Below are 20,863 nucleotides of genomic sequence, written 5' to 3' on the forward strand. Positions count from 1 at the left end.
AAATTACATTATGAATATACTCAACAAAAAATTGTGTAGAACTGCCTTATTGATAAGTAGCGTATTGTCTTCTCACCTTATGAATGCAGAATATTCTGCTCCTGACTACTTTAAAAAATATAATACTGAAAATAATGAAAGTAATTCCTTTTTAGGAATTCAAGCTAATGGAGATGCTTCGCTGTTTAATGCCAATGGGATGGAGTTGGATATTGTAGCAAATGACAGGATCAATGTGACAGAGCATGTGATTGTGGGAGGACCCAATGCCAACGCTACTATAGAAAAAGTGGGTGTTTGGCCTACAGGGATCTACTTGTCTCAAACCGGACAAGTGATCGTAGTGGCAGGTACAATTATGCCACGAAAACCGCTTCAGTATAGAATCAAAAATGCCATTTCTAATGAAACTTCCACGGCACAAATTATTCTATTTGATGCCTCTAATAATTTAACAAACAGTTCAAATAACGCAAGTTTTTACCTATGGAATGACGTTGATGCTGCATGTTATGAAAATAATTCTAATGAAAGAACATTTACTCTCCATATCGTAAATATAGGTTCGGTTCCACAAAATATTGTTGGAAATGATAATGCAGGATATAAGTTTAGAATTAACGCTACTTCTGTAAACTATTTATCTGATAATGACCCAAACTGGTCATATACAGGAGGTTTAACTCAATATTATAAAAGTTTAATTGCTAGTACCGAAATTGTACCTTTTGGAGAAATTACTTTTTCATATAAAAAATCTTCATCTACTGGTTCTAATACTTCTGTTGGATTAACATCTATCAGATATGGTAATATGAGCGCTAATGAAACAAGTGCCACGCCAGGAAACGTTATTACTTTTACTAATTTAGACGAAATAAAAGTTGATAAAATACCAGCACCAGGAAACAAAAGTAAAGAAGCCTATATAGGACATAATTGGACTGCACAAAGCGTATCTGGGATTACGGATACCAATATTTCGAAGTATAAGTTTTATAAACTAGAAAATTCTATTTATACAGAAATTTTACCCAATACACCATTTCCGAACGCAAGTACTGGTAGTACTACTTATCACTATTCTCAGATTAGCTCTCGAGGATGTGAAGGTCCAAAGTCTTCCCTCACCGTAATAGTAAATTCAACTACAGTAAAAGGGGGTACTGTATCTGCAACAAGCAACAATATCTTTTGCCCGGGCGCCAATATTTTACAGATTAATAATGTAATTCATGGTGATGCAGATAATGTGACCAATTTAGACCTTGTAAGTTATTCGTGGGAAATATCTACAGATAATGGTATTAATTGGCAACCCTTGAATGATAGTTCAACTGACGCTACTTATTCGTATTTGGGGACAGCTCCGTTAAGAGAAGGAATTATTATTAATAATATTACCAATAGTATCTTAATAAGAAGGAAAACTACTAGTTATTATTCTGGTACAAATAATCAATATGCCTATTCTAATATCATCAATGCGCATGTTCAAATTAACTCAATAAGCTTTTCGAATAACGTAAAAAGCTTTTCTGCAAGTAAAGGCTCAACGTTCACTTTACCCACAGTTACGACGACAGTACCTAATTCTACAATAGAATATTACGATCACTTAGGAGCTGTGATTACAGGTACTACAGAAGTATTGAATACAAAAGGCAGTTTCGATTACACTGTAAAAGCTATTTCTCCACTTGGATGCGAAGTCACAGAAAACTTTCAAGTGAATGTGTATGATGTTGCAGATTGCACCTCTACTAAAGTAAGAACCTACGCCAATAAGGCTATCACATGGACTTCTGGGGCTAGTAAAACCTTCTACGGAGATCATGCAGTAAATAATAATAATGCTGGATATGCAACTTTATCTGGAGGCGTTGTATTATTAGGAATAGGAACTGTTGGTATTGATTTATATTTTGTAAAGCCTGATGGTGTTACATTATACACTCCGGCAGAATTAGCAGGAAAGAGGGTTACCTTAAAACTTGGTGAGCAATATTCTGGATTAAAGCTAGCGGGTGGTATATCCGTCATCGCAAGAAGTACAACGGCTACTAATAGTAATAATATTTCAATACTCAATTCTAGTAACAAAGGTAAAACCTATGGTGTAAAAGGAGGTGTATTGGATCTATTGAAAGGGGATAATACATTTATGTATTCATTCATTCCAAAAAAGTTAAATGGAGAGAATGCAGAGTTTAATGGAGTTAGAATTCAGTTAGGTTCATTATTAGGAGTAGCAGATTTAGGAAGTGTATTTTACGCTTACATTGAGGAAGAAGCAACTGCAGTGATAGGAAGTTGTTCTCAGCCAAATAAAACCGTAACGCCATTATTATACAGCATCACTAATGATACTGCAAATAGCACCTTACTATATCCAACATCACAAAAGGATATTAATGGAAATGTTAACACGGTGGTGAATGAAAATATTACACTCAATAATTTTACTGAAGATGTAACTTGGGGAAATAGATCTGAGGTACTTAACGTAGCTTCTGCACTTTCATCTATTGTATATCCTTATTACGCTGTAGATAACGATTATAATAGTTATGCGTTATTTAATTCTACAGTGGGCGTACTGAATCAGCAATTCCTGCAAGTACAGTTGAAACAAAAAGCTCAACCTGGTGATCAAATAAGATTGGTACTTAACTATCCTAATATAAACCTAATCAATCTTAGCCTTCTTCAATTGGGGAACTTTAAACTAGTGTATTACTTGGGTGATGCACAAGTTGGAGAAGACAATCTAGAGCAATTTAGAGTGATGGATATTGGATTATTTAATTTTGGAAACAATAAAAAAGCGGTTCTTACAAAACCCATTACAGTTCCTTTTGACAGAGTTGAACTAAGACAATTTCAGACGATCAATGTGAATATTGGTGATGGATTAAGAATCTATGATATCAGAATTCAGCCACAGATGATGTTTGATGGTCAGTCTGACCCGAAACAAGTAACAAAGATTTGCGCTGCTGAACCTATTGGAGTACAGAAACCAGATTACTGTACAACGTATGTGGTATCATTAGCGAAAGTGCTTACATGGGGAGACGATTTAACGGATGAAAGCGGGATGCCACTTTATGAAATTGGCACTACAACGCCAATTAAAAGTATCTTGGCAGCTGCAGATATCCCCAATTCTACATTGGTATTATCCAGTCATCACGCAAATCCCAATCAAACTTTTACAGATTATTACGATTTCTCGAGATTATATACAAGTGACGAGAAGGATGGTATTCTTCTGCTTAAAATACAATCTATTAGACAAGGATGTAATTATGGTGAACCAGAATATCTTAGAATTAGATTGCAAAATTGTAGCGATGGAATAATAAATCCTAGTATATCAGTTTCTGGAGCAAAATAATTAATATGATCAAATTATTATTTCTCGGACAATCACTGCAAAGTGGTTGTCCTTTTTTTTTTTTGATTATAATTATTGCTAGATTTGGTTTTTATAGTATATTGGCTCACAAAACTAAACCTATGAAAAAAATCTCATTAGCCCTTATCTTTATATCTACACTATCGTTTGCTCAAGATAAAAAAAAAGCCTACGAAAAGGTAGAGGAAGGGATTACTCTGCATGACGCTGGCAACTATACAGAGGCAATTGCTAAATATGATGAAGCATTATCGTTGGATAGAAATAACCTATTGGCACTGACCGAAAAAGCACTCACTTTGGAGGCTTCAAAAAAATACAATGAGGCAATAGAAATTTGTGAAATCATACTCAAACATTTTCAGGATAAGGATTCCAAATCCATCTATGTAACGTATGGAAATTGTCTAGATCATCTCGGTAAAATAGATAAAGCAATAAAAATATACGAGGAAGGAATTAAATTATATCCTACTTATTACCAATTGTATTACAATATGGCAATTGCATTATACAACGCCAAAGAATATGATAAAGCCAACAAGGCATTTCAAAATTCAATTAAGCTCAATCCAAATCATACCAGTTCTTAAAACGCTTTAGCGATAATGGAAAAACCCAATCGCATCGCTTCAATTTTGTTATCGAGTAGGTATCTTTCTATTGATAACAAATCTGCTAGAGCCAAGAGTAATTTAGATTCAGTTTTGACTTTGATGATGCAAGGCGTAAACAAAAATAGCGATCAATCTATCAATATAGGGATTGATATGCCTGATGAGAATAAAAGCAAAAAAGGGGTTGAAAACGATTTTGCTACTGCCAATTTGGTGCTTTCTATGTCTGCAGCATTAGATTTTGATGAAAAGAATAAAAATAAAACGGATGTTGAAAAATTTACAGAAAAATTTACAACAATGGTTAGCGCCCTCAAAGAAAGTAGAAAAAATCAAAAAGGATATTATTGGGAAAATATAGTTCCTTATTTCATAGAGATGAAAGATAAGAATATGATTGAACCTTATGCTAACTCTATTTTCTTATCTCAGAAAGACGAAAATGCAACTCTCTTTACAGAGAAAAACAAAGATAAAATGGCAGAATTCTACGATTGGTCTAAAAATTTTAAACTAAAATAATTGCGAATAATTATGCTAAATGATGTAGTAAAACATCACAAAAGAAAATTCATATATAGATTAAAAAATTGTTTAATCGTTGTCCTATCGTATTTTTTATGCAGTTGTAAAACCAAACAGGAGGTAAGAAATTCAGCAAAAATTCAAGGAAATTTTATCTTAGAAAATGGAAATCTGAATTTTGCATTTAAAAATACCTTACAATGTCCCATTTGGATTACTCTTAAATCTGAAGACAATGATTTGGTTAGGAAATTTGATACCTTAACATTACAACCTTTACAAGATTCTCTTTTCAGCTTTACACCAATTAAAGAAAAACAACCTTCCATAAAATTTGTAATAAATTATGGTGATTTTAACCGAAAAATTAAAATGTATAATCTCGTATTACCTTTCAAAAAAGAATATACAGTGATGCAAGGTTTTGATGGTGATTTTTCACATTCTACAATTGATAGTAGATATGCGATAGATTTTAATTTAAAGAAAAATGATACAGTCTATAGTGCAGATGATGGTTTTGTAGTAGGAATCATAGATCATAACACCAAATTTGGAGAAGATAAATCTTATACTCCGTTTTCAAATTTTATCACAACTTATAATCCAGATTCAGGGCTTTTTTGTGAATATGTACATCTTAAAAAAAATGGTTCGCTCGTAAAAATAGGCGATCGAGTAAATAGAGGACAAGTGATAGCTCAAACCGGAATGTCAGGTTATATGGATGGTGAGCACCTTCATTTTAATTGTAAGATACCCACTAACAAAGGACTCGTTTCTACTCCAATACAGTTTGAAAATTATGAAGCTTCAACTCTTAAAAAAGGCGACAAAGTAAAACCTTAATTTTTAGTAAAAACAATAAAACCTTCCAAATTCGGAAGGTTTTATTGTTTACCAATTTTTATCTATCATAAAAATCATTTGTGTCATCACAGCTGCTCCTAGGTGAAGTTCTCTTTTATTCACTTTATCAAAGGTGTCTTCGGTAGAATGATGATAATCGAAATAACGGTGCGTATCTACTACCAATTCCATTAGCGGAATATCTAGCTTTTTCAGCGGTGCAATATCTTGTATGGCGGTAGTTTGTTCGAAATCATAAACTCCATAAGGTAGAAAATAGCTTTTCCAAGGATTGAAAAGTTGTCTTCGTTGAGGCGACATATCTAGAGAAAAACCTTTTGGCGTATAGCCACCAGAGTCTGTGCCGAATGCCAGGAGATGCTTTTCTTCTTTCTTTTTTACATACGCTGCGTATGCTTCTCTTCCTTGTCCACCATTTTCGCTATTGGCATACAATACAACTCTTATGGTATGATTGTTTTCTATCCCTAATGCCTTAAACGCTCGGAGGACTTCAATGCATTGTACAACACCCGAGCCATCGTCATTAGCTCCTTCTGCAAAATCCCAAGAATCCAATTGTGCTCCCAAAACAATCACTTTTGCATCTTTTTTTCCAGGAATTTCTCCGATAACATTATGATTAATAGTTTCACCTTTCGATTCGGCGGTCATATTAATTTTAGCCTTTACCGTTTGTTTTTTAAGCAAATTTTCAAGCTCATTGGCAGATTTTACACCAATTGTCATTGCTGGTATCCTTACTTTATCATCTGGTTCATAATATACCTGCTTGGCATGAGGAACGTCATCATGCGAGGTAGTAAGAGATCTAATGATTAATGCTTTGGCGCCTTTTTTGCCAATTACAGAGGCAGAAAGTAGTTTGGATTTTGCAGCAATGAGATAAGCATCTACTGTATTTATGATTTTAGGATCGATAGGATAATTAACAAATATTATTTTGTCTTTTACTTGTGCATTGGTCAGGTTTACCAATTCTTGTACGTCATTTACCAAAAGAATGTCGCCAACAAGATCTTTACCTTTTGTTCCTTCAGAATTACCAAAAGAAAGCATTCTAATATTTTTCCAATCTCCATTATCTGTCTTTATTTGTAGAGATTCTCTACCACGCATCCAAATTGGGACTTTCACTTCTTGCTTCCAAATATTTTCTGCACCAGCCTCTTTCAGCTTTTTTTCTGCCCACTCCGTAGCCTTAGCGTAGCCAGAAGTCCCACTAAATCTTATCCCGACCCCTTTAGTCAGTTCACCAAGATTATTGTAAGCTACGCCATTGACGAGAATTTCATCTGATATTTTTTTAAATTCTTCTATATAATTAAATTTCGCAATTGGTTTTGGTTTTTTAATAGGCTTTTTTTGAGAAAATAAAAATCCACTCATGAAGAGTGGAAGTAGGATGTATACTAGTTTTTTCATTGTCAAACCATTTCTTTTTGGGTGTTAAAAATAATGAAAAAACATGAATTATTGTTTCATATCGTAGATTAATAATGCGGTTACCAATTTAGGCTCTATAAAGGTACACTTTGGTGGCATCCTAAGCTTTAGATCAGATATTTTTATCATATCATTAAAGCTCACTGGATAAATACTGAATCCTACTTTGCCTTCCCCTTTGTCTACTTTCTCTTTCAAAAGTTTTACGCCTTCAATATTAGATGTGCCTTTAATATAAGAGATTTTGTCGGAGCTATCAGAATTTTCAATCTTCAAAATATCTTTTATAATATACTTATCAAAAAGATGATGATCTAGGTTATCTAATGACATTTCTGGAGATCTTAGATCATGTTTCATGTGAAGAGAATAAAATTTGTTATCCAAATACATTGAAATATGAAATTTTTGAGAAGGATAATAAGGAGTTTCTTCTTTTTTATGAATTAAGAAATACTTTTCTAATTTTTGCAAAAATTCTTCTGTCGATAGATTTCCTATGTTATCTACTATTCTATTATAATCGTGTATCTTGATAGATTGGTTGGATACTATGAAGCTGTATACAAAATTGTAAGCTTCTGTACCATTGTGTTTTTTATTTTTTTCTTTCTGTCGTGCCGCATGCATTGCAGTAGAACCTATCCTATGGTGTCCATCTGCTATATAAAAAGATTCTATTTGGTCTATTACCTCCTTAAACTGTTGAAGCTTCAGACGATTATCTATTCTCCAAATTTTATGTCTAATGCCTTTGGTGTCTACATGGTTGAAAATGGGTACGTTTTTCTCCTCATGATTCATCAACAGTTCTATTTTAGAATTGGACGGATAAGTTAACAAAACAGGTTCTGCCTGTATATTTACTTTTTCAAGATAATGGGCAAGCTTCTCTTTCTTTTGCGGAATTGTACTTTCGTGCCTTTTTATTTTACCATTTACGAAATCTTCAATGCTTGCTAGACCAAGCAATCCTCTGAAGATTTGTTTATTAGGGTATATTTGCTCGTATAGGTAATAAGATGAATTATCTTGTACCAAAGTATTTTCCTTTACAAGCTCCTCAAAAGTAGATCTTATTTTTCTTAAATTCCTATCTACATCTTTAGATTTACTTACTACGTAAGGTTTTATCATGTTGATGTACGTTTTCTCAACCTGAGCCTTTTCGGTAATTTCGGCTTGTGTAAAATTGTCTAGGGGATGTGTAGGAAAGGTTGCTTCATATTCTTTATGAGGCCTAATTCCGCGAAATGGTTTAAAAACAGGCATAGGTAATTTATAATTTCTTTTTAATCTCAATAATTTGTTGTGCGAGCTCTAGTCCTATTTTTTCTTGTGCATCTATGGTATTGCCACCAAGGTGTGGAGTAAGAGAAAGGGAAGGATTCATAAGTAATATCAATTCTGGAGTTGGCTCTGTCTCGAAAACATCTAATGCTGCACCTGCTACTTTTCCAGATTCAATAAAATCTAGCAAGGTAACTTCATTGATCACGCCACCTCTTGCAGTATTTACAATATAAACACCATCTTTCATTTTTTCAAACTCACAAGTGTCTATAATATATTTTTCGGTTTTGGGAGTGTTTATACTAATGAATTCGGTGTCTTTCAAGAAAGCATCCATATCATTTGTAGAAGTAATTTCGAAATGTACAGTTTGTCCGTCAAAAAAATCCAAACTTATGGTTTCGGTTTTGGGATTTCTGGTAAGAACTTTTATTTTCATACCTAAAGAAATTCCCATTTTAACTACTTCTTTTCCTATTCCGCCAAAGCCAATTACTCCAAGAGTTTTACCTGAAAGTTCATAAGCATTGCTAAAGGATTTTTTCATTGCGTTGAACTGTGTTTCTCCTTCCAAAGGCATTAGTCTGTTAGATTCGTGTAAGAATCTCGCTAATGAAAAAAAGTGAGCAAATACCAATTCGGCTACTGATCTAGATGATGCATTGGGTGTATTGATGACGTATAGGCCATTATCTATGGCATATTCAACATCGATATTATCCATTCCAATTCCGCCTCGTCCCACTATCTTTAGACTGGGACAAGCATCGATAAGCTCTTGGCGTATTTTGGTTGCACTTCTTACTAATAGTACATCTACTTTATTATCATTAATAAAATCGATGAGATGATTTTGGGCAATTCTGTTATCCAAAACTTCAATACCATCCTTCTTTAGTGCAAGTTCACCGGCCTTGGAAATACCATCGTTTGCTAAAACTTTCATAGGTGTGTTTTTTTAATTTAGAAATCAGATTGCGGGTTGATCAATATAAAATAACCACAATCTGTTATCATCAATTTTAATATTTTTTCAGGTGTTTAAATTAAGCTATTTTATTGACTTCATTACATCCACCAAAACTTGTACACTTTCTAAAGGCAAAGCATTGTAAATACTCGCTCGGTATCCACCTAGACTTCTATGTCCGTTTAGTCCATTAATTCCAGCAGCCTTCCAAGCAGCGTCGAATTCTTCTTGTTTGCTATCATCTGTTAGTTTAAAGGAAACATTCATTACAGAACGATCTTCTCTAACACAAAAAGTTTCGAATAAAGGATTACTATCAATCTCCTCATACAAAAGATTAGCTTTAGCTTCATTTCTTGATTCTGCTGCTGCAATACCTCCATTTTTTTCTAAATGTTGTAGAGTAAGCAAACTAGCATACACCGGAAATACAGGTGGAGTATTGTACATAGACTCTTTGTCAATATGCAAAGAATAATCAAAATAAGAAGGCATATTTTCTCTTCCTGTTTTTCCTAGGATTGATTTTTTCACTACCACCAAAGTCACTCCTGCAGGTCCCATATTTTTCTGAGCTCCAGCATAGATTAGATCAAATTTAGAAAAATCCAACTGTCTCGAGAAAATATCAGAACTCATATCACAAACCAATAACGTATCCACTTTTGGGAAACTCTTCATTTGAGTTCCAAAAATCGTGTTATTAGAAGTACAGTGGAAATAATCATACTCCGAACCAATGGTGAAATCTTTCGGGATAAAAGAATAATTATCATCTTTAGATGATCCTACAACATCTACGTTTCCAACTTTCTTTGCTTCTTTTATAGCACCCGCTGCCCAAGTTCCTGTATTGGTATAAGCTGCTGTTCCACCTACTTTTAAAAGATTATAAGGCACCATTGCAAATTGCAAACTCGCTCCGCCACCTAGATATAAGACTTCATAGTCGTCGCCTAGATTCATCAGTCTTTTTACAATCGCTCTGGCTTCATCCATCACGGCAACAAAATCCTTACTTCTATGTGAGATTTCTAAGATAGACAAACCGCTGCCATTAAAATCTAAAATTGCCTCTGCCGATTTTTGAAAAACCTCTTGTGGTAGAATACAAGGTCCAGCGCTAAAGTTGTGCTTTTTGATCATAATTAATACATTTTGTTTTGTGCAAGATCCTATGAGCCTGCTTTCTATTAGATTTATTTATATAGCAAATATAAAAAAAACCGTTCCATAATTAATGAAACGGCATTTTTTTATTCGCCATGTAAGAATGCTTTCTTTTCTAGTAATATTTCTTCCGATTCTACATGATCATCATCTGGTACACAACAATCTACTGGGCAAACCGCAGCACATTGTGGTTCTTCATGAAAGCCTTTACATTCTGTACACTTATCGGTAACGATGAAATATACATCGTCACTTACCGGTTCTTGGGGCGCATCTGCATCTACAGTAAGACCTGATGTTAAGGTGACAGTTCCTTTCAATTCAGTTCCTTCGGACGCTTTCCAGTCTACTGCGCCTTCATATATTGCATTATTAGGACACTCGGGTTCGCAAGCTCCACAATTAATACATTCATCAGTTATTTTAATAGCCATCGCTAATTTTTTTTAAATTTGCACAAAATTACAAAATATTCCTTAATTTAAAAGTAATTATGAGTAGAGAAAAGCAAGTATTGGGACTTATTAAGTTAAGCGATTATATAAAAGCATATTTGGCAAAAGAAATTTTGCCTTTCGGAGAAGAAAATTCTGAGTTGGGGTTGATTATTAAAAAATCTGAAATAGAGAATCCTTGGTTCACGATAGAAAACCAAAGATATGCATTACAACAATGGGCGGAATTACTAACCAAAGAAAATTTAGATCAATGGTTATCGAATTATCAAGTATCTAAAACTTCGAAAAGAGTAGGATTGATCTTGGCTGGAAATATCCCATTGGTAAGTTTGCATGATGTGATATCTGTAGTTCTTAGCAACCATATTCCTGTAATCAAAATGTCGTCTAAAGACAAATCGATGTTGCCGTTTTTACTAAAAAAATGGAAAGAATTTTCAGAAGACGCTATAGAGTTTGATTTTGTAGAAAGATTGGTAGATTTTGATGCTGTAATTGCTACGGGTAGCAATAATACGGCAAGATACCTTGAATTTTATTTTAAAAATCATTTAAGCATAATTAGAAAAAATAGAACTTCTGTTGCTGTGTTGAAAGGGGACGAAACGGAAGCTGAACTCAAATTATTGGCGAATGATATTTTTAGATATTTCGGTTTGGGATGTAGAAATGTAACTAGAGTTTTTATCCCTGAAGATTATGTAATTGATAGGTTATTCGAAAGTTTTATAGATTTCCAAGAGATTATTAATCATAATAAATATGCAAATAATTACGATTACAATAGAGCTGTATTTTTATTAAACCAAGATCAATTTTGGGATAATAATTTTGTGATGCTTAAGGAAGATCAACAATTATTCAGTCCATTATCTGTAATTAATTTTAGTAGATATTCGTCTATTGATGAAGCTGAAAATTTCTTGGCTGAAAACGAAAAAGATATTCAGTGCGTAGTATCTAACAATGACTTTGTAAAAGGCTCTGTAGCATTCGGAGAGGCACAAAATCCAAGCTTATCTACCTATGCAGACAATGTAGATACAATGAAATTTTTGGAAATCATCTAATTATTATTTACCTTAGATGCTATTATACACCAAATCACAATAATGAAAAAAATAGCATTTTTAGGAATATTCTTAGCTACACAGGCGGTTTTTGCGCAAAATATATCTAATGTTAGAGTAATAAAACCAAAGCAAAGCACTGAGAATTTTGAGTTTTCTAGTAAGCAAAAAAAACTCTTTGATAAGCAGTTTTTTACTTTTTTAGAAGCTTTAAAACAGAATGATATAGAGACAATGAATCAATTGCTATCACAAAAAGTAAAAGGACTTTTAAGTGATGAGATGATCGCGAGATTGAAGGCACAAATAGATACCTCAAAGAAGTTACAGTCCTACAAAACAAGAAAAGAAACCTTGATAGACCAAGAATCTTATCCTGTGATAGAATATAAATATGCAGACGATAAAAGTGACAACCCTAAGAAATCTATTTCTGTATTTTTCGAAAAAGAGGGTCAGATTATGGGAATAAAACCAAGTAAATAATTAATATAAATTTGAAAATTATGAATTCTAATGTTTTAGTCGCGCACTCTACAGACGTAGAGAAAGCCGAATTTTACAAAAAAACATACTTACATGTAGCCATATCTCTACTTGCTTTCATTGGCGTAGAAACGGTGTTGCTTAACGTAGTTCCACCAGAAATAATAGGCTTGATGTTTGCCCAAAAATACACTTGGTTGCTTGTAATCGGAGTATTTTGGTTGGCATCTTTTCTTGCTCAAAAATGGTCATTATCACAAAGTAAAGCTGCACAATATATGGGCTTAGGTTTTTATATTTTGCTAGAGGCGATCATCTTTTTACCACTGATTTATATAGCGGTTGCACAAACTGGTGGTGGAGATGTAATTTTTCAAGCTGCCACTCTTACCATTGCTATGTTTGCTGGTATTTCTGCTGTAGCATTTACCTCAAAAAGAGATTTTTCTTTCCTTAGAAGTATTATTGTAATGGGAGGGTTTATCGCGCTAGGACTTATTGTCGCGGGTATGATCTTCGGGATTAACCTTGGACTTTGGTTTTCTGTTGGGATGGTACTATTGGCATCTATTACGATACTATATCAAACAAGTAAACTGAAGGATTCTTACGCAACAGACCAATATGTTGGCGCTGCTTTGCAATTATTTTCTTCTATTATGTTGCTATTCTGGTATATACTAAGAATATTGATGAGCAGAAGAAGCTAATCATCTGCCAATAAAACAAAAAAATCCTGATAATATTTCTTATCGGGATTTTTTTTGGCGTAAAAATTAATTATTACTAACTCTTTATCTATCAATAGATCCTAATACTTTTTGTGCAAAAGAATTTAGGGCATCTTTTTCGCTCATTCCGTTTTGTACATTAGCATGTACCTCCAAAGCACCACAGATATTGGTAATCAATTCTCCAGCAACATTAAGATCTTCTTCACTTGTTCCTCTAAACTCGCTGAAACTCTCTAAAACTTCTAAAGTTTTTTCTAAGTTTTCTGGCGTTTGGTTTTGGTAAAATTGTCTTATTACAGGTAGTTTCATTATGCTAATTCGTTAAAAAGGTTAATTAAACTTTCCGCTTGGTTAGATTGAACTTGGTTTACCAATTCTCCATTTTTGAAAATTGCAAATGTAGGCAAGTTGTCTACTTTAGCCAATTTTCTACTTTCTGGTAATTTTTCAGCATCTACATACAAGAAAGGAATTTCTGCATTTTCTGAAGCCAATTTTTTGAACTTAGGTTTCATTATTCTACAGTTACCACACCATGTAGCACCATATTGTACAACTACTTTTTCATTTTCGCTAACTATATTTTGAAGCGTATCTTCTGATAATTCTGTAAACATAATTTTTTTTAATTTGAAAATTAGTTAATTAGTTAATTTGAAAATGTGGATTTTTTCTATAATGTAGCCTTTGAAGTTCATTCTCAAATTACCACATTTTCAAATTAGCAAACTATATTAGTTTTTTGCTAAGTATTCAGCTGTAGAATTTCTATCTGCTTTCATAGCATCTTTTCCTTCTTCCCAGTTTGCAGGACAAACTTCTCCGTGCTTTTGTACGTGAGTATAAGCATCTATTAATCTTAAATATTCTTTCACATTTCTTCCTAATGGCATATCGTTTACAGATTCGTGGAAGATTTTTCCTGTCTCATCAATAAGGTAAGTAGCTCTATAAGTAACATTAGATCCAGTGAAAATTTCGTTTCCTTCGTCATCAAATTCGAAATCTTGGTCTACAATACCTAGCATATTAGCCAATTGTCTGTGAGTATCTGCTAAAATTGGGTAAGTTACCCCTTCGATACCACCATTGTCTTTTGGAGTGTTCAACCAAGCGAAATGTACTTCGTTAGTGTCACAAGAAGCTCCTATTACTCTAGTGTTTCTTTTTTCGAATTCTCCTAAAGCTTCCTGAAAAGCGTGAAGTTCTGTAGGACATACAAAAGTGAAATCTTTTGGATACCAAAATAATACGACTTTTTGTTGGTTGTTTGTAGTTTCTTCAAAGATGTTGATTCTAAGATCATCTCCCATTTCAGACATGGCATCGATCGCTACGTTTGGGAATTTTTTTCCTACTAATGACATAATTTTTTCTGTTTATTAAATTTTCTCCTGCAAATATAAAAACATTATATCTATCAAACAATCATATTTGATAAATAAAATCTATCGATACTTTAAAGTATATCCATAAAAAAGGTTCTAAGGATAGAACATTTCACTGTATTGATCAATAAAATCAATGATTGTACTTTTCTAATGTTTCTTTGATACGTTTCATCGCTTCTTTTAGCTCATCTTCAGACGCTGCATATGAAAAACGGATACACTCGGGACTGCCAAAAGACAAGCCACCTACACAACCTACATGTGCATTTTCTAATATAAACATGGCAAATTCATCAGCATTGGCGATCAATTTACCATTAAGAGTTTTTCCGATATAATATGAAATATCTGGAAAGAAATAGAAAGCTGCTTTTGGCAATAGTACTTTGAATCCGGGGATAGTACTCATCAGTTCGTACACAAGATCTCTTCTTTTCTCAAAGGCATCTATCATATATCTGAATTCTGATGGATCAGTTTTTAATGCTGTTATAGAAGCCCTTTGAGCCACTGTATTAGGCCCACTCGTCATCTGTCCTTGTATTTTCTCACATGCTTTTGCCAGCCATTCTGGACAAGCCGAATATCCGATTCTCCAACCTGTCATCGCAAATGCCTTAGACATCCCATTGATGACGGCTGTTTGCTCATAAATCTCAGCAAACTGCGCTATAGAAGTTGTTTTCGTTTCATAATTGATATACTCATATATCTCATCAGAAATCACAGTCAATTGAGGATATTTGGCAATTACTTTTGCTAAAGATTTTAACTCATCGTAAGTATAATAACCACCAGACGGGTTACAAGGCGAACTAAACAATATTGCTTTCGTTCTTTCAGTGATGGCGCTTTCCAATTGCTCAGCAGTAATTTTGAAATCAGTAACATATGATGTTGGCAACATAACCGAAGTTCCGCCCATCATTTTCACCATTTCATCGTAGCTTACCCAATAAGGTGCAGGTAACAAAACTTCATCTCCATCATCAATAATGGCTGCCAATACGTTAATGATAGATTGTTTCGCGCCATTAGATACACAAATCTGTGTAGGTTTGTAATCTAGATTATTATCTCGTTTTAGTTTGTGTGCAATAGCTTCTCTCAGTTCCAAAAATCCCGGAACAGGAGAGTAGTGGCTATAATTTTCTGTAATCGCATCGAAAGCAGCTTTTTTGATAGTATCAGGAACGTCAAAATCGGGTTCTCCGAGGGTAAGACTTATTACATCTATTCCGTTAGCCTTCATTTCTCTTACCTTGTTCGACATTACAAAAGTTTGAGAGAAACCTAATCGTTTTACTCGTGCTGATAGTTTATCCATAGTATATAAATTGACTTTTAACAAATATATTAAAAAGTTAATTCGAATAAAATAGTATTTAATGATTTATATTCACTTGAAATTACTATTGAAAATAAACTACACTAGACGATTAATACCCAATTAAAAATAATTACAAAATTTGGATGATTTCAAGCATTTACATTAGTTCCAAGCATTTTTTACACTTCAAAATTAAATGAGCTTAAAGTATTATTGAAATATTCTTCATTATTTATTGATTAGTATTTTATAAATTGTTTATTTTTAAATCATGAAATTAGTACGCTGTGAGGATGAAGCAATCCGCATTCCTGGAAAAATACAATCTTTTGGTTATCTAATAGGACTAGATAAGGGGCTAAACATTACCTTTTACAGTGAAAATATAGAACGATTATTTGGAATTTCTAGATCAATTATGGGTATTTCTTTGGCTAAAGTCGATGAAATTAATCACTATTTAAAGGAATACACGATTGATTTTAACGAGCTTAAGAATCAATCTTCTACCCATATCTTCAATAAAATTTGTAAAATTGGTGATAAAAAGTATTATTTTACCATCCATTTTAGAGAAACCAGCTATTATTTGGAATGGGAAGAAGTATTAATTAATTACGATACTTCAATGCTAGGAAGGTTTGATTATTCTAGCTACGAGAATTTAAAAGATACATCAGAAATCTGGGAAAAACTCACGCAGGATATCAGAAAATATACCAACTACGATAGAGTAATGATTTACCAATTTTTGGAGGATGAAACTGGTAAGGTAATCGCTGAAAGCAAATTGGAAATGATAGAAAGCTATTTGCATTTGCATTATCCGGAAAGCGACATCCCAAAGCAAGCCAGAGAACTTTATCTAACCCAGAAAAGGAGAATCTATAGCGATATAAATGCCTCGGATATACCTATCTATTCCTCTATAGGAAATATTGATCTTAGTTTTTGCGAGATGAGAACGATGTCACCTATACACGGGCAATATCTTAGAAATGCAGGTGTACATTCTAGTTTCAGTGTTTCTATCATCATAGAAGACAAACTTTGGGGATTGGTAACCTGCCAAAATATTGACGCTAAACATATTGATCTACATAGCCGTATAAATGCTGAATCTTGCACCGCGTGGGCAGCCAAAATTTACACCAATATACGCTCTAGAGAAATTGTTCGTTTTAGTCAACATTTAGATCAAACAATTTTTAGTTTAAAACATAAGATTTCAAAATACGATACGCTTACAGATGGAATTGTAGATAATTTTAGTTTTTTTGCAGATATTGTAGAAACAGATGGTGTTGCTTTGGTAATTGAAAACGAAATTTATACTTATAAAAATACACCTTCCGAGCATACAATTTTAAATATTATCAAATGGTATAATCAGGAATATGGGGATCAGAAAGCTTTGGTTATAGATCATGCATTTGCGAAAAACCATCCTGAACTAATGGAATATGAAAACCAATTTGCAGGTTTAGTGGTAACAAAAATAAGCGCTGAGAGATCCAAGTTTTTCTTTTGGTTCCGTAAAGAATATAACGAACATATAAAATGGGCAGGAAAACCAACCAAAGGAATTACCATTATCAAAAATGAAGAGGGTAGGGAATATGGTATTTCGCCTAGAAAATCTTTTGATCTGTTTGAAGAAGAGATAAAAGGAAAATCTAAAATTTGGACTACCGAAAATAGGCTTTCCATTGAGAAACTTTTAACTTTAATATTCGAAATTTCTTATGAATATTTTTCGAAGATCCAAATTTTAAATAACGACCTGCAAGAGATTAACGAAGAGCTAGATAGTTTTTCTTATACTATTTCTCACGATTTAGGTACGCCACTTACGGTGATGAAGTTAAATATTCAGCTTTTGGCAAAGAAACTAAATCTTTTAGAAAACAATTCTGCCCATCTTGTAGATAGTGTAATAGAACAGATTGATAATATGGAAATTCTAATGAGAGATGTATTGCAACTGAGTCGTGCAAAAAGTGCAGATTTAGATTTGCAACAAGTAACGATGCCATCGCTTATTTCCACAGTTGTAGAGCAGGCAAAAATTGTCTACGGTAAGCCAAACGTAGAGGTAGAAGTTTTAGATTGTCCAGATATAACCTCGGATAAAACACTAACGTATCAGATATTTTTAAATATTATTTCCAATGCAATAAAATATTCTTCGAAACAAGAGCATCCAAAAGTTGTGATAAAAGGGGAGAAGCTTGTCGAAAAAACCATCTATAGTATTTCAGATAATGGTATAGGTATTCCTGAAGATGAGCAGCAAAATATGTTTAAAATCTTCAAAAGAATGCCCAATGCAAAAAGTTTTCAAGGAAATGGAGTTGGTTTGTCTATCGTATATCGAATCATGCAGCGTCTAAATGGCGAAATTACCTTTAAGAGTAAAGAAAATGACGGAACAGAATTTATTATTACATTCAAAAATTGATTAATGTTATCAGATTATTTAAAACAAAATTCTAAAGAACAACATGCCTCTTTGGAAGAAAAATATAAATCAAACCATATTTTCGATAAAACGTATCGCTTACAAGATTATAAAAAGTTTATATATGCCAATTATGCTTTACATCATTCGTTTGAAGTACCTTTAGAACAAGCACTTTCTGAAGAGTTCAAATCATCAATACAGTATAAAGAAAGGAAAAAACTAGTGACTATTGAGAACGAGATATCCGCTTTGGGCTTGCCTTTACGTGGAAGTTCAGAATTGTATAGACTAGAAAGTGAAGCTCAAGCAATTGGAATATTATATGTGATGGAAGGCTCAACTTTGGGTGGAAATATTATCAAAAAACAACTTTCCAAAAATGAAGAATTTGCCAATATGGAATTCAACTTTTTAGGAATTTACGGCGCTGAAGTAGGAAACTATTGGAAAAACTTCATATCTCAAATCAATGATAAATTCCAAGAAGAGTCATATCCAAATGTACTTACAGGAACAATGATAGCTTACACTTTTTTACAAAATTTTAAGGGGTATTAGTTTTATCAATTAGTAATATGAAATTCAAACTCCTGGTTTAGTAAAATTATTAAATCTTTAAGGTTAATTATTTTAGAAGCATCCAAACGCCAACGCCAATACCTGTGTAGGTAAGTATTGTAATAATATCAGAGATAGGTTTATTAAAGCGTCGTTCTGTAATATCTTCTGCCTGAATATTGTTTTTGTGAAACTTTATTATTTCACTAGGTTTTTTTACAGAATGCGCGACCAAACTGTCGCCTTCCCATCTATCTACAATAACTTTGTATGATTTTCCGTTTGAATTTATTTTGTAATTTTTGCTTGGCTGAAGCTCATTTTGAATATTAATTGGCACAATAACTTGCGTATTTACTGCTTGCACAGTACCATCTGCAGATTTTTTTATATTATTTTGTGAGTTTTCGGGCGCTGTAGCTACTTGCGGCTTACGCTGATACGTATAGCAACTGGTAAATAAAAACGCTAACATGGGCAGATAAATATATTTTTGCATTAGTCAAATTTAATAATTAATCGGATAATTTCATGTTTTCTTTTAAAGGTTTTTCTTATTTTTGGATAAAATGATTTTTATGATGAATTATTAGAAAAGTTTTTAAATACTTTTTCTGACATAAATTTCAGAAATCTGTATACTTTAATTACCATCAATAGTTCAAAATAGGATTTAAGTTAGTTGTTTTAATATTTATAATAAATCTTTATAAATATTAAATTATTTGATATTACCCTTTTAATAATAATCTATTAATACAGAATTGTAAAAAGCTAATTTTAATTTTTCACATTTCAAACATATACTTAAAACTTCTTATTACCCAAGAAGTTTTTTATATATTTTAAACTTATTTTTGCATAATATAATTATTTTCATGTCTATAGCTATAATCCAGAAATATTTTCCAAATCTTACGGAAAAACAAATTGAACAGTTTACAAAATTGGAAAGCCTTTATGGCGAATGGAACGAAAAAATAAACGTGATCTCTAGAAAAGATATGGATTCTCTATATGAAAAACATATTCTTCACTCACTAGGTATTGCCAAAATAATGGACTTTTCTGCAGGAACTAAAGTTTTGGATATTGGTACGGGTGGTGGTTTCCCTGGGATACCTTTGGCTATATTGTATCCAGAAACGAAATTTACTCTAATAGATTCTATCGGTAAAAAAATCACGGTAGTAAATGCTGTTGCTGTAGGAATTGGCTTAGAAAACCTTACAGGAATCCACGGAAGAGCAGAAAAAGTGAAAGAAAAATTTCATTTTGTTGTAAGTAGAGCGGTGACTCAGATGCCAGAATTCTTGAGATGGCTAAGAGGAAAATTTGAGAAAGAGCAATTCAACCCAAAGCATAATGGTGTACTTTATCTAAAAGGAGGAGATTTGGCTGAGGAATTAGCTGGTTTGAGATGCGAAATATTCAATCTAAAAAACTATTTCGAGGAGGAGTTTTTCGAAACCAAAAAAGTAGTTTATTTATCAAAAGGTAATTTTAATTCTTAATAGTGGTGCAATAATCCCATTTTTTTGATAATTTAGAGTTTAGAAAAAAAGGGCTTCCTATGAAATTACTACTAAAAATAAATTTGGGACTTATCCTTTCTGGTGGTGCCCTTATTTCTTGTACAGAACATGAAGATTACGATACCATTACTTCTACTGATAAAGTGAATATAGACAGCGTGAAAATACAAAGTGACACTATGTCTATTTTTGCCATACAAAGTATTACCACTTATTCTACCTATACCTCAAAATGTGCAGGGTTTTATGGTTATGATTATGTACATGCGAACAATTCAACCAGAGAAGTAACTGCCTATCAGTATCATACCAATAAAGATTGTTCTAACGAGAAATACGTAGCACAAAATCAGATTAACTTTAGTCCACAAACACCTGGTACGTATACTTTCAAATTTTGGTCTGCCCATAACAATTGGATTACAAAAACCATAGTTGTAGAATAATTTAGGACCACAAAGTAGATCGGATTATATTTATTTTCTATTTTAAATTTAATAAAGCAATCCACATTTTTACTCT

At 32.9% G+C, this 20,863-nt stretch carries 21 protein-coding genes; 11 read left to right on the top strand and 10 right to left on the bottom strand.

Going from position 1 to position 20,863, the window contains the following annotated elements:
* Nucleotides 1-10 precede the first annotated feature (10 nt).
* The 4 genes from ACKI42_RS03675 to ACKI42_RS03690 all read left to right on the top strand — a co-directional run bounded on the left by ACKI42_RS03675 (nucleotide 11) and on the right by ACKI42_RS03690 (nucleotide 5,412).
* Entirely contained in the window at nucleotides 11-3,400 is a 3,390-nt protein-coding gene (locus ACKI42_RS03675; protein WP_407402561.1) for a hypothetical protein, read from the top strand.
* 122 nt (nucleotides 3,401-3,522) lie between these two features.
* Nucleotides 3,523-4,014 (top strand): tetratricopeptide repeat protein, encoded by a 492-nt coding sequence (locus ACKI42_RS03680; RefSeq protein ID WP_407402563.1) that lies wholly within the window; start codon nucleotides 3,523-3,525, stop codon nucleotides 4,012-4,014.
* A gap of 15 nt (nucleotides 4,015-4,029) precedes the next feature.
* Nucleotides 4,030-4,560 carry a hypothetical protein gene (locus tag ACKI42_RS03685; RefSeq protein ID WP_407402565.1) on the top strand — a complete coding sequence of 177 codons (531 nt, stop codon included), beginning with the start codon at nucleotides 4,030-4,032 and terminating at the stop codon, nucleotides 4,558-4,560.
* Nucleotides 4,561-4,935: 375 nt separating this feature from the next.
* Nucleotides 4,936-5,412, top strand: coding sequence for a M23 family metallopeptidase (locus ACKI42_RS03690; protein WP_407402567.1), 477 nt, complete (start codon nucleotides 4,936-4,938; stop codon nucleotides 5,410-5,412).
* A gap of 48 nt (nucleotides 5,413-5,460) precedes the next feature.
* Here the strand turns inward: ACKI42_RS03690 and ACKI42_RS03695 are convergent, their stop codons facing one another.
* The 5 genes from ACKI42_RS03695 to ACKI42_RS03715 form a co-directional block, all read right to left on the bottom strand.
* Nucleotides 5,461-6,858, bottom strand: coding sequence for a M28 family peptidase (locus ACKI42_RS03695; protein WP_407402569.1), 1,398 nt, complete (start codon nucleotides 6,856-6,858; stop codon nucleotides 5,461-5,463).
* Between the two features lie 48 nt (nucleotides 6,859-6,906).
* On the bottom strand, nucleotides 6,907-8,151 hold the full coding sequence (locus ACKI42_RS03700) for a DUF1015 domain-containing protein (RefSeq protein WP_407402571.1): 1,245 nt from the start codon (nucleotides 8,149-8,151) through the stop codon (nucleotides 6,907-6,909).
* A gap of 7 nt (nucleotides 8,152-8,158) precedes the next feature.
* Nucleotides 8,159-9,118 carry a D-2-hydroxyacid dehydrogenase gene (locus ACKI42_RS03705; RefSeq protein ID WP_407402573.1) on the bottom strand — a complete coding sequence of 320 codons (960 nt, stop codon included), beginning with the start codon at nucleotides 9,116-9,118 and terminating at the stop codon, nucleotides 8,159-8,161.
* Between the two features lie 105 nt (nucleotides 9,119-9,223).
* Entirely contained in the window at nucleotides 9,224-10,288 is a 1,065-nt protein-coding gene (gene serC / locus ACKI42_RS03710) for a 3-phosphoserine/phosphohydroxythreonine transaminase (RefSeq protein WP_407402575.1), read from the bottom strand.
* Between the two features lie 110 nt (nucleotides 10,289-10,398).
* Nucleotides 10,399-10,749: a 4Fe-4S binding protein gene (locus ACKI42_RS03715; RefSeq protein ID WP_407402577.1), complete on the bottom strand. Its 351-nt coding sequence runs from the start codon at nucleotides 10,747-10,749 to the stop codon at nucleotides 10,399-10,401.
* Between the two features lie 59 nt (nucleotides 10,750-10,808).
* On the opposite strand from ACKI42_RS03715, the gene ACKI42_RS03720 reads away from it, so the two are divergent.
* The 3 genes from ACKI42_RS03720 to ACKI42_RS03730 are packed head-to-tail and all read left to right on the top strand — an operon-like array spanning nucleotide 10,809 to nucleotide 13,039.
* Nucleotides 10,809-11,843 (top strand): acyl-CoA reductase, encoded by a 1,035-nt coding sequence (locus tag ACKI42_RS03720; protein ID WP_407402579.1) that lies wholly within the window; start codon nucleotides 10,809-10,811, stop codon nucleotides 11,841-11,843.
* Between the two features lie 42 nt (nucleotides 11,844-11,885).
* Nucleotides 11,886-12,329, top strand: coding sequence for a hypothetical protein (locus ACKI42_RS03725; RefSeq protein WP_407402581.1), 444 nt, complete (start codon nucleotides 11,886-11,888; stop codon nucleotides 12,327-12,329).
* Nucleotides 12,330-12,349: 20 nt separating this feature from the next.
* Complete coding sequence (locus ACKI42_RS03730) at nucleotides 12,350-13,039, top strand: Bax inhibitor-1 family protein (RefSeq protein ID WP_407402583.1); 690 nt, start codon at nucleotides 12,350-12,352, stop codon at nucleotides 13,037-13,039.
* Between the two features lie 84 nt (nucleotides 13,040-13,123).
* On the opposite strand, the gene ACKI42_RS03735 is transcribed toward ACKI42_RS03730, so the two are convergent.
* The 4 genes from ACKI42_RS03735 to ACKI42_RS03750 all read right to left on the bottom strand — a co-directional run bounded on the left by ACKI42_RS03735 (nucleotide 13,124) and on the right by ACKI42_RS03750 (nucleotide 15,781).
* Nucleotides 13,124-13,372: a DUF6952 family protein gene (locus tag ACKI42_RS03735; protein ID WP_407402585.1), complete on the bottom strand. Its 249-nt coding sequence runs from the start codon at nucleotides 13,370-13,372 to the stop codon at nucleotides 13,124-13,126.
* A complete protein-coding gene (locus tag ACKI42_RS03740) occupies nucleotides 13,372-13,680 on the bottom strand; it encodes a thioredoxin family protein (protein ID WP_407402587.1) in 309 nt (102 codons plus the stop codon). The genes ACKI42_RS03735 and ACKI42_RS03740 overlap by 1 nt, the downstream gene beginning before the upstream one ends.
* 117 nt (nucleotides 13,681-13,797) lie before the next feature.
* On the bottom strand, nucleotides 13,798-14,430 hold the full coding sequence (locus tag ACKI42_RS03745; RefSeq protein WP_407402589.1) for a peroxiredoxin: 633 nt from the start codon (nucleotides 14,428-14,430) through the stop codon (nucleotides 13,798-13,800).
* A gap of 154 nt (nucleotides 14,431-14,584) precedes the next feature.
* Nucleotides 14,585-15,781: a pyridoxal phosphate-dependent aminotransferase gene (locus ACKI42_RS03750; RefSeq protein ID WP_407402591.1), complete on the bottom strand. Its 1,197-nt coding sequence runs from the start codon at nucleotides 15,779-15,781 to the stop codon at nucleotides 14,585-14,587.
* 274 nt (nucleotides 15,782-16,055) lie between these two features.
* Between ACKI42_RS03750 and ACKI42_RS03755 the strand changes: the two genes are divergently transcribed.
* Nucleotides 16,056-18,245 carry an ATP-binding protein gene (locus tag ACKI42_RS03755; protein WP_407402593.1) on the top strand — a complete coding sequence of 730 codons (2,190 nt, stop codon included), beginning with the start codon at nucleotides 16,056-16,058 and terminating at the stop codon, nucleotides 18,243-18,245.
* 3 nt (nucleotides 18,246-18,248) lie between these two features.
* Entirely contained in the window at nucleotides 18,249-18,806 is a 558-nt protein-coding gene (locus tag ACKI42_RS03760; protein ID WP_407402595.1) for a biliverdin-producing heme oxygenase, read from the top strand.
* A 67-nt stretch (nucleotides 18,807-18,873) separates the two neighbouring features.
* Here ACKI42_RS03760 and ACKI42_RS03765 read toward each other — a convergent pair whose 3' ends face one another.
* Nucleotides 18,874-19,305 carry a hypothetical protein gene (locus ACKI42_RS03765; protein WP_407402597.1) on the bottom strand — a complete coding sequence of 144 codons (432 nt, stop codon included), beginning with the start codon at nucleotides 19,303-19,305 and terminating at the stop codon, nucleotides 18,874-18,876.
* A 379-nt stretch (nucleotides 19,306-19,684) separates the two neighbouring features.
* Here ACKI42_RS03765 and rsmG point away from each other — a divergent pair, with 379 nt between their 5' ends.
* Both rsmG and ACKI42_RS03775 read left to right on the top strand, forming a co-directional pair.
* A complete protein-coding gene (gene rsmG / locus ACKI42_RS03770) occupies nucleotides 19,685-20,320 on the top strand; it encodes a 16S rRNA (guanine(527)-N(7))-methyltransferase RsmG (RefSeq protein WP_407402599.1) in 636 nt (211 codons plus the stop codon).
* A gap of 59 nt (nucleotides 20,321-20,379) precedes the next feature.
* Nucleotides 20,380-20,787: a hypothetical protein gene (locus tag ACKI42_RS03775; protein WP_407402601.1), complete on the top strand. Its 408-nt coding sequence runs from the start codon at nucleotides 20,380-20,382 to the stop codon at nucleotides 20,785-20,787.
* Nucleotides 20,788-20,863: the final 76 nt, after the last annotated feature.

Origin of the sequence: Chryseobacterium sp. (assembly GCF_045629545.1) — a bacterium.
Lineage (GTDB): Bacteria > Bacteroidota > Bacteroidia > Flavobacteriales > Weeksellaceae > Chryseobacterium.

Bases quoted from the DNA above. Each gene is read 5' to 3' on its own strand.
- ACKI42_RS03760 (WP_407402595.1), top strand. From the start codon at position 18,249: ATGTTATCAGATTATTTAAAACAAAATTCTAAAGAACAACATGCCTCT.
- ACKI42_RS03720 (WP_407402579.1), top strand. From the start codon at position 10,809: ATGAGTAGAGAAAAGCAAGTATTGGGACTTATTAAGTTAAGCGATTAT.
- ACKI42_RS03725 (WP_407402581.1), top strand. From the start codon at position 11,886: ATGAAAAAAATAGCATTTTTAGGAATATTCTTAGCTACACAGGCGGTT.
- ACKI42_RS03730 (WP_407402583.1), top strand. From the start codon at position 12,350: ATGAATTCTAATGTTTTAGTCGCGCACTCTACAGACGTAGAGAAAGCC.
- ACKI42_RS03685 (WP_407402565.1), top strand. From the start codon at position 4,030: ATGGAAAAACCCAATCGCATCGCTTCAATTTTGTTATCGAGTAGGTAT.
- ACKI42_RS03745 (WP_407402589.1), bottom strand. From the start codon at position 14,430: ATGTCATTAGTAGGAAAAAAATTCCCAAACGTAGCGATCGATGCCATG.
- ACKI42_RS03690 (WP_407402567.1), top strand. From the start codon at position 4,936: ATGTATAATCTCGTATTACCTTTCAAAAAAGAATATACAGTGATGCAA.
- ACKI42_RS03750 (WP_407402591.1), bottom strand. From the start codon at position 15,781: ATGGATAAACTATCAGCACGAGTAAAACGATTAGGTTTCTCTCAAACT.
- ACKI42_RS03695 (WP_407402569.1), bottom strand. From the start codon at position 6,858: ATGAAAAAACTAGTATACATCCTACTTCCACTCTTCATGAGTGGATTT.
- ACKI42_RS03775 (WP_407402601.1), top strand. From the start codon at position 20,380: ATGAAATTACTACTAAAAATAAATTTGGGACTTATCCTTTCTGGTGGT.
- ACKI42_RS03675 (WP_407402561.1), top strand. From the start codon at position 11: ATGAATATACTCAACAAAAAATTGTGTAGAACTGCCTTATTGATAAGT.
- ACKI42_RS03740 (WP_407402587.1), bottom strand. From the start codon at position 13,680: ATGTTTACAGAATTATCAGAAGATACGCTTCAAAATATAGTTAGCGAA.
- rsmG (WP_407402599.1), top strand. From the start codon at position 19,685: ATGTCTATAGCTATAATCCAGAAATATTTTCCAAATCTTACGGAAAAA.
- ACKI42_RS03735 (WP_407402585.1), bottom strand. From the start codon at position 13,372: ATGAAACTACCTGTAATAAGACAATTTTACCAAAACCAAACGCCAGAA.
- ACKI42_RS03680 (WP_407402563.1), top strand. From the start codon at position 3,523: ATGAAAAAAATCTCATTAGCCCTTATCTTTATATCTACACTATCGTTT.
- serC (WP_407402575.1), bottom strand. From the start codon at position 10,288: ATGATCAAAAAGCACAACTTTAGCGCTGGACCTTGTATTCTACCACAA.
- ACKI42_RS03715 (WP_407402577.1), bottom strand. From the start codon at position 10,749: ATGGCTATTAAAATAACTGATGAATGTATTAATTGTGGAGCTTGCGAA.
- ACKI42_RS03765 (WP_407402597.1), bottom strand. From the start codon at position 19,305: ATGCAAAAATATATTTATCTGCCCATGTTAGCGTTTTTATTTACCAGT.
- ACKI42_RS03755 (WP_407402593.1), top strand. From the start codon at position 16,056: ATGAAATTAGTACGCTGTGAGGATGAAGCAATCCGCATTCCTGGAAAA.
- ACKI42_RS03705 (WP_407402573.1), bottom strand. From the start codon at position 9,118: ATGAAAGTTTTAGCAAACGATGGTATTTCCAAGGCCGGTGAACTTGCA.
- ACKI42_RS03700 (WP_407402571.1), bottom strand. From the start codon at position 8,151: ATGCCTGTTTTTAAACCATTTCGCGGAATTAGGCCTCATAAAGAATAT.